This window comes from Micromonospora sp. NPDC049580 (assembly GCF_040675595.1).
In the GTDB taxonomy this organism is placed as follows: Bacteria; Actinomycetota; Actinomycetes; order Mycobacteriales; family Micromonosporaceae; genus Micromonospora.
Window position 1 is genome coordinate 1 of record NZ_JBFAPG010000359.1, and the last position, 6,664, is coordinate 6,664.

Sequence of the window (6,664 nt, forward strand, 5' to 3'; positions counted from 1 at the left end):
GGCTGATCGCCGGGCGGCTGCGGGGCGAGCCCCTGCCCGAGGCGGCCCGGTACGCGGCACGGGTCGCCGCGGCGGCCTGCGCCCACGACGGCATGGAGTATCCGCCGGGCCTGTTACCCGCCGGATGACGACGGGCGGCCGGGCTCAGAGCGCGCCGGTCGACCCGTCGGTCAGTTCGCGCAGGATGTCGGCGTGGCCGGCGTGCCGGGCGGTCTCCTCGATCAGGTGGACCAGGATCCAGCGCACCGACACCTCACCGAGCTGCGGATGCGGCACCACGTGGTCGAGGTCGAAGCGCGCGGCGACCGCCCGGGACCGGGCGCAGGCTTGCTCGTACGCCTCGACGAGCCCGTCGACCGTGTCGTGCTCATCGAGGGTGAAGCTCGCGATCGCGTCCTCTTCCGAGTTCAGGTAGACGTCGCCCGGCTCGGGTGCCAGCAGCACCGGAAACCAGTTCCGCTCGACAAGCGTCAGGTGCTTGACCAGCCCGGCGAGCGTGGTCGCGGAGGGCACCAGCCGGCGGGCCGCCTCGGTGTCGGACAGGCCGCGCAGCTTGCGCAGCACCACGCCACGGTGGAAGTCGAGGAACGAGTCCAGCACGGCGCGCTCGTCGCCGACGCGGGCGAGCACCGGGCCGAGCGTCGGATCGATGGTCTGCTCCGTCATCCGCCGACCGTAACCACGTCGGGCCCCTCGCGCTGCCCCGTATCCCGCTGCGAGGCGCCCTCGTGACGGGCAGGATGGGCGCATGGCTTCATCCGTGCAGATCCTCCTCGTCGGCGGCGCGGCGGACGGGCAGACCGTGACCGTCGAACTGGACACCAACGGCCGGCCGCCGCTCACCCACCACCACATCGGGTCCGGTGGGCTGGCGGAGGCGCAGATCTACGAGTTGGAGTCCGCCCGCGAGGAGGGCCGCGAGTGGCGCTACCGGTGGACCGGTCCGGCGGTGTGACGCGGGTCAGACTCGGGTGAGGGCCTGAGCGCGCAGCCTGTCCAACACGCCACGGGTGACCTCCGAGGTGCCCCGCGCCTGCTCGCAGACCTCCGCGACCCGACGGGCCGTGGCCTCGGCGCGTTTCTCGCGTTCGTCCCAGAGTCGGTCGACCTCGGCCAGCAGCGGCCCCTCCACCTCCCGCTCCACGCCCCGCAGCGCCGGCACACCGAGCCGCTGGGCCAGGTCGAAGACCTTGCCGGCGTACGGCAGCGGCAGGAACGGCGTGCCCACCATCGCCGCGAAGATCAGGAAGTGCAGACGCATGCCGACGGCCAGGTCGAAGTGGCGCATCAGCCCGAGCACCTGCTCCGGTGAGTAGGTGCCGTGCAGGATCCGCCCCCGCTCGGCGGCGACCATGTGCGACAACACCCCGTGCGAGTGCCGGATGTCGTCGCGTTCCATCGGCACGAACAGCACGTACGCGTCGATGCGGTGCACCAGGAAGTCACCGATCTGGGCCAGCAGCCGGTGGTAGCCGTCGACGTCGAGGCGTTCGGCGGCCCGTCCCGGCTCCCGCACGCTGATCCCGACCAGCCTCTTACCGGCCGGCACCCCCTCCTCGCTGAGCAGGTGCACCGGAAAGTCGGCCGGCTGCAACAGAAACGCCGGGTCGGCGGTGACCGTGATCGGGTTGAGCAGTCCCGCCTCTTCCAGGACCATCCGGGACTCCTGGTCGCGGACGGTCACCTGGGTCGCGCTGGCGAGCGTCTCCCGGACCATGCCGGTGTCGACCGCGTCGCTGAGCGGCCCGACCCCCACCGCGTACGTGATGAGGGGCAGGCCCCGTTCCTGGGCGACCCGCACGACCCGCAGGTAGCGGCGGGCCTCCCGGTCGTAGAGGATCCCGCCGCCACCGAGGATGAGCAGGTCGAGTTGAGCCAGCACCAACGCCGAGTCGGTACGGCTGACGCCTTCCCAGGGCACCGCCTCGACGTCCGGGTGGGCGGCACGGGTGTGTTCCGGGTTGCGGGAGAAGACGATGATCCGGGCGTTCGGTTCCTGCATGCGTAGATCGATGAGGAGACCGGTGAGGATCGCCTCATCGCCGAGGTTCCGGCCACCGTACGAGCCGAGCACACCGATGGTCAGTCCGGCGCCATGCGTCATCCGTCGCTCCTCCCCGGGTGCGGTCCGCAGCGGTTTCCCGCTGGTCGGGCGAACAGTCCTGAACCGGGGCCGGGGCGGCTCAGCCCGCCGGATCGATGCGCTTGGCCATCTGCTGCGCGGTGACCTCGAAGCCCAGGCTCCGGTAGAGCCCGATCGCCACGGTGTTCGTTCCGAAGACGTTCAACCCCAGCTCGGGCACGCCGAGTCCGGCCAGTTCGGCCTCGATGAGCTGGATCATTCGCCGCGCGTGGCCACGCCCCCAGTGCGCCGGATGTACCTCGATGTTCTGAATCCAGGCCCGCGTCGGGCCGGCCGCGTCACTCGCCCCGGGCAGGCTCACCCAGATCCACCCGACCTCGGTGTCGTCGGCCCGCGCCACCCGCAGCAGAACCCCCTCGGTGGCCGCGCCCGCCGGCAGCCCTTCCCGCAGCTGCTGCGCCGACCGCTCCCGGGCCGCCTCCGGCGTCATGCCGCGGTGGGCGACCAGATCGTCGGCGTATCCCACCTCCAGCGGTTCCCACAGCCGGGCCAGTTCCTGCTCGGTCATCGGCGTCAATGTCAACTCCACCGGGGCCTCCCCTTCGATCTCTGATCCAGCGCGTAGTGCAGCAGAACCACGTAGACGCCGCCACCGTGATACCCGCGACGGGGCCGCGACCCGGCCGATTTCCCAAAGAGGCCCGGCAACCACATGATCATCGAGCCCGGGAAATGGGTTGTTCGTCGGGGCGGGGCGGGCGCACCGTGGCGAGATGCAGGGGACAGCGACGCGGATCGGCTGGGGTGATCTGCCGGCGGCGGTCCGATCCGCGGTGGAGGGCATCATCGGTGATCGGGTGGTCGAGGCGGTGTCCCAGTCGGGTGGCTTTTCGCCGGGCACCGCCGACCGGGTCCGCACCGCGACCGGCCGGCGGGCTTTCGTGAAGGCGGTCAGCCCGGCTCAGAACCCGGACAGCCCGGTCATGCACCGCGCCGAGGCCCGTACCGCCGGCGCGCTACCGCCGACAGCGCCGACGCCCCGCCTGCTGGGCTGCCACGACGACGGCGAGTGGGTGGCACTGGTCTTCTCCGACGTGGACGGACGGCACCCGACAACCCCGTGGCGGGCGGACGAGCTGACCCGCGTGCTGGGCGCCCTGGAGGCGATGGCCGGCGCGCTCACCCCGAACCCCGTCGCGCACGTGCCGGCCGCCGCCGAGCTGCTGGCCGGGGACTTCGCCGGCTGGCACCGGATCGCCGCCGACCCGCCGCCACGACTCGATCCGTGGGTTCGGGCCCACCTGGATGACCTGCGGCACGCCGCCGACGAGGGCGTCGCCGCGCTGACCGGGGACACGCTCTGCCACCTGGACGTGCGGGCCGACAACCTGCTGCTCGACGCGGCCGGGACGGTGACAGTCGTCGACTGGCCGTGGGCCTGCCGGGGGCCGGCCTGGCTGGACACCGCCTTGCTGCTGGTGAACGTCCGGCTCTACGGCGGGCACGACACCGAGGCGATGCTGCGCCGGCTGCCGCTCACCGCCGGTGTCGATCCGGCCGCGCTCACCGGGGTGTACGCCGGACTGGCCGGCTTCTTCGCCGACAGCGCCCGCCGTCCGCCGCCGCCCGGCATCCCCACCGTACGGGCGTTCCAGCAGGCGCAGGCCGACGCCCTGCTCCCCTGGCTGGCCGAGCGGCTCGCCTGACCCAGCCGGTCGGCGCTGTCGCGCTGCCGGTGCCGTTACCGCGGTGCTGCCGGTCAGCGTGCCGTGGGCGCCGCGGTGAACCCGTACGCCAGCTGCGTCAGGTCGACCAGCCGCAGGTCGCCGTCGAGTCCCTTGAGCGCGGCGGTCATCGCGCCGGCCGCGCGCCCGGCCTGCAACCCGACCTCGGCGTCCTCGACGACCAGGCAGCGCGCCGGTGCCACGTCGAGCAGCGCGGCGGCGCGCAGGTAGCCCTCCGGGGCCGGCTTGCCCGCGCGCACGTCCTCGACGGTGACCAGCACGGGCGCGGTGATGCCGGCGGCACCGAGCCGGGCCTCGGCCAGCCGGACGTCGGCGCTGGTCACCACCGCCCAGGGCAACCCCAACCGGGCCAACGTCGACAGCAGCTCGAGGGCGCCCGGGGTGGCGGTCACGTCGGACAGGTCGTCGTACTGCAACGCCAACTGCCGTGCCGCCGCCACGGCGACCGCTGCCTCGTCGAGCGAGGGAAGGAGCCGGCGGATCGTCTGATCGGCGGGCCTGCCGTGCGCGATCGCGAGCGCCGCCGCCGGCTCGACGGCGTACTCGGACGCCCAGCGCTCCCACGCCCGCTCGACGGCGGCGTCGGAGTCGACCAGGGTGCCGTCCATGTCGAACAGCACCGCGTCGACGTCTGCCAGCTCCACGCTCACACTCCCCCCGTACGCTCCGTCACGAGGATAGGGCCTCCCTGGCCGGCGGCGGAAAACGGACCCGGCGCTGGGAACGAGTGGTCCGATGGCCGCCAGACTCGAAGACGAACCGTCGACATGATCGTTTGCATGACCCGCCGACATCGCGGCGACCGTCGCGCACCTGGCCAGCCCCGAGGCGGGCTACGTGACCGGGGCGGTGGTCAACGTCGACGGGGGTTTCACCAGCTGAGATACCCCACCCAGCTGCGTCACTCCTCCCGGCCCAACACGGAACGCACGACGTCGACGAACGCGACGCGCCGGTTGGTCCGTACCTCGATGGCCGCGAGCCAGCGCTCCCGGTGCCGGTCGCGAAGCGGCACTGCCGCGTCGCCCGGCTCGTCGGCGAGGCGGCGCTGCTCGGCGTACTCCGTCGTGAGGCTGGCCAGCACCGACCGGCCCGCCGCCGCGACGTCCGCCGGGCCTTCCAACAACACCAGGTTGTACGCCTCGTCCACGGCGCGCATCGCCGCGTACGTCTCGTCGTAGCCGGGCGTGGCCCTGTCCACGCCCGGCTCGACCCACCGGCGGTCCAGCCGCCGGTACGCCGCGTCGCAGGCGCTGAGGAACCCGACGTACGCGTCGCGCCGCAGCTCGTCACGCCGGGTCGCCCATCGGTCGGCGCTCTCCTGCCCGGCGACGGTGAGCTGGTGGGCGAGTTGCCGACGGGTGCTGAGCGCACCGACCAGACCGGTCAGGGCCGCGGCGGCCAACGTGGACACTGAGGTGATCAGCGCGACGGCGACGGTGTCCTGCACGCGCCCATTCTGGCGGTGCCCCACGGCCCTGTCGCAGTGGGCCACGTTCAGCGGGGCGGGTCCTCGCCGGTGAGCCCGTCCACCGACTCCCGGATCAGGTCGGCGTGCCCGACGTGCCGCGCGTACTCCTCGATGAGGTCGACCAGGACCCGGCGCAGGCTCGGCACCCGACCGTCGGGCCACTCGCCCCGGGCCAACTGCTCCGGGCCGCCGTCGGCCAGCAACTCGGTGACCGTGGCCCGGGAGCGCGCCACGGCCTCCCGCCACAGCGTGTAGAGCTGTTCCGGGGTGTCCTCGGCGGCGGAGCGCCACTCCCAGCCGGGGTTGGCGTCCCAGTCGACGGTGTCCCACGGTGGCCCGGGTGAACGTCCGGCCAGCTTGAGCGAGAAGTAGAGGTCCTCGACCAGCGCCAGGTGCTTGAGCAGCCCACCCAGGGTGATCGACGACGGGCCGAGCGTCGCCCGCAGGCCAGCCGCGTCGAGACCACCGGTCTTCCAGGCCAGGGTGGCGCGCTGGCGGTCCAGGGAGCCCAGCAGTGTGGCGGTCTCGTCGCCCGCGACGGGCGGTTCGGGGTGACCGTGCTCGTCCGCGTTGGTCATGCGTGTCGCCTCGACTCAGCGCCGGGTGCGGTTGCGGCGTACGGCCCAGACTCCACCGGCGATCGCCACCACCGTCGGCAGCAGACAACAGATGCTGAGGACCGCGAGGTGCCACGGTTTGATCGCGCCCATAGCCGCGAAGGCTATCCGGTGCGGTCAAGTGATGGTCGTGCAGACCGACCAGACCAACGGGCCGACCGGCTCCGCGCGACGGTAGCGTCGGCACCCAGAGCCGATGCCGCGACACGGACAGGAGCGCGAGCTATGCCGACGACGCAATCCGCGAGCCGTACGGCGGTGCTCGTCTGCCAGGGCCGCGCGGCGGCGGACGGCCTGATCGCTCCCGGCCGCTTCGCGGACCCGACGGCCATGCGCCTGCTCCGCGCCGACGAACGGGAGCCCGTCGATTGGGTACGCGCTGCTTCCGCGCCCAAGCCGTGGCGGCAACGGGTCGACTACGAGACCGTACGGGCCTGCGCCGAGATGATGGTGCCCCGCACGGTGGCGATCGACGACGCCGTACGTGACCATCGCAGCTCGCAGGTGGTGATCCTGGGGGCCGGGCTGGACGGTCGGGCCTGGCGGATGGCGGAACTCGCCGACAAGACGGTCTTCGAGGTCGACCACCCCAGCAGTCAGCGCGACAAACGCGAACGCGCCGAGGGCCTGCCCGGCACCGCGCCGACGTTCGTGCCGGTGGACTTCGGCCGCGACCGCCTCGCCGAGGCGTTGGCAGCCGCCGGGCATCGCCCCGGCGAGCCGACGACGTGGATCTGGGAGGGGGTCG

10 protein-coding genes are annotated in these 6,664 nt (G+C 72.9%); 4 read left to right on the forward strand and 6 right to left on the reverse strand.

The window, feature by feature from the left end; genetic code table 11:
• Positions 1-144: 144 nt before the first annotated feature.
• Complete coding sequence (locus tag AB0J68_RS23835) at positions 145-666, reverse strand: DinB family protein (protein ID WP_355064259.1); 522 nt, start codon at positions 664-666, stop codon at positions 145-147.
• 82 nt (positions 667-748) lie between these two features.
• Between AB0J68_RS23835 and AB0J68_RS23840 the strand changes: the two genes are divergently transcribed.
• Positions 749-955, forward strand: coding sequence for a hypothetical protein (locus AB0J68_RS23840; protein WP_354856579.1), 207 nt, complete (start codon positions 749-751; stop codon positions 953-955).
• A 6-nt stretch (positions 956-961) separates the two neighbouring features.
• On the opposite strand, the gene AB0J68_RS23845 is transcribed toward AB0J68_RS23840, so the two are convergent.
• Both AB0J68_RS23845 and AB0J68_RS23850 read right to left on the reverse strand, forming a co-directional pair.
• Positions 962-2,104 (reverse strand): polysaccharide pyruvyl transferase family protein, encoded by a 1,143-nt coding sequence (locus tag AB0J68_RS23845; RefSeq protein WP_363940518.1) that lies wholly within the window; start codon positions 2,102-2,104, stop codon positions 962-964.
• Positions 2,105-2,183: 79 nt separating this feature from the next.
• Positions 2,184-2,672, reverse strand: coding sequence for a GNAT family N-acetyltransferase (locus tag AB0J68_RS23850; protein WP_363940519.1), 489 nt, complete (start codon positions 2,670-2,672; stop codon positions 2,184-2,186).
• Positions 2,673-2,856: 184 nt separating this feature from the next.
• Here AB0J68_RS23850 and AB0J68_RS23855 point away from each other — a divergent pair, with 184 nt between their 5' ends.
• Positions 2,857-3,789 carry a phosphotransferase gene (locus AB0J68_RS23855; RefSeq protein ID WP_355064254.1) on the forward strand — a complete coding sequence of 311 codons (933 nt, stop codon included), beginning with the start codon at positions 2,857-2,859 and terminating at the stop codon, positions 3,787-3,789.
• Positions 3,790-3,842: 53 nt separating this feature from the next.
• Here AB0J68_RS23855 and AB0J68_RS23860 read toward each other — a convergent pair whose 3' ends face one another.
• Positions 3,843-4,472 carry an HAD-IA family hydrolase gene (locus AB0J68_RS23860; RefSeq protein ID WP_363940520.1) on the reverse strand — a complete coding sequence of 210 codons (630 nt, stop codon included), beginning with the start codon at positions 4,470-4,472 and terminating at the stop codon, positions 3,843-3,845.
• A 148-nt stretch (positions 4,473-4,620) separates the two neighbouring features.
• Here AB0J68_RS23860 and AB0J68_RS23865 point away from each other — a divergent pair, with 148 nt between their 5' ends.
• Positions 4,621-4,710, forward strand: coding sequence for an SDR family oxidoreductase (locus tag AB0J68_RS23865; RefSeq protein ID WP_354856680.1), 90 nt, complete (start codon positions 4,621-4,623; stop codon positions 4,708-4,710).
• Positions 4,711-4,729: 19 nt separating this feature from the next.
• Here the strand turns inward: AB0J68_RS23865 and AB0J68_RS23870 are convergent, their stop codons facing one another.
• Both AB0J68_RS23870 and AB0J68_RS23875 read right to left on the reverse strand, forming a co-directional pair.
• The gene (locus AB0J68_RS23870; RefSeq protein ID WP_363940521.1) at positions 4,730-5,278 is read right to left on the reverse strand and encodes a hypothetical protein; all 549 of its coding nucleotides are present in this window, start codon (positions 5,276-5,278) and stop codon (positions 4,730-4,732) included.
• 47 nt (positions 5,279-5,325) lie between these two features.
• Complete coding sequence (locus AB0J68_RS23875; RefSeq protein ID WP_354856567.1) at positions 5,326-5,877, reverse strand: DinB family protein; 552 nt, start codon at positions 5,875-5,877, stop codon at positions 5,326-5,328.
• A 264-nt stretch (positions 5,878-6,141) separates the two neighbouring features.
• Between AB0J68_RS23875 and AB0J68_RS23880 the strand changes: the two genes are divergently transcribed.
• Positions 6,142-6,664 (forward strand): class I SAM-dependent methyltransferase (locus AB0J68_RS23880; protein WP_363940522.1); only part of this gene is annotated, 523 nt, incomplete at its 3' end.

What these genes read in the sequence shown, in the direction of transcription:
- AB0J68_RS23845 (WP_363940518.1), bottom strand. Translation starts at nt 2,104, where the DNA reads ATGACGCATGGCGCCGGACTGACCATCGGTGTGCTCGGCTCGTACGGT.
- AB0J68_RS23835 (WP_355064259.1), bottom strand. Translation starts at nt 666, where the DNA reads ATGACGGAGCAGACCATCGATCCGACGCTCGGCCCGGTGCTCGCCCGC.
- AB0J68_RS23855 (WP_355064254.1), top strand. Translation starts at nt 2,857, where the DNA reads ATGCAGGGGACAGCGACGCGGATCGGCTGGGGTGATCTGCCGGCGGCG.
- AB0J68_RS23840 (WP_354856579.1), top strand. Translation starts at nt 749, where the DNA reads ATGGCTTCATCCGTGCAGATCCTCCTCGTCGGCGGCGCGGCGGACGGG.
- AB0J68_RS23875 (WP_354856567.1), bottom strand. Translation starts at nt 5,877, where the DNA reads ATGACCAACGCGGACGAGCACGGTCACCCCGAACCGCCCGTCGCGGGC.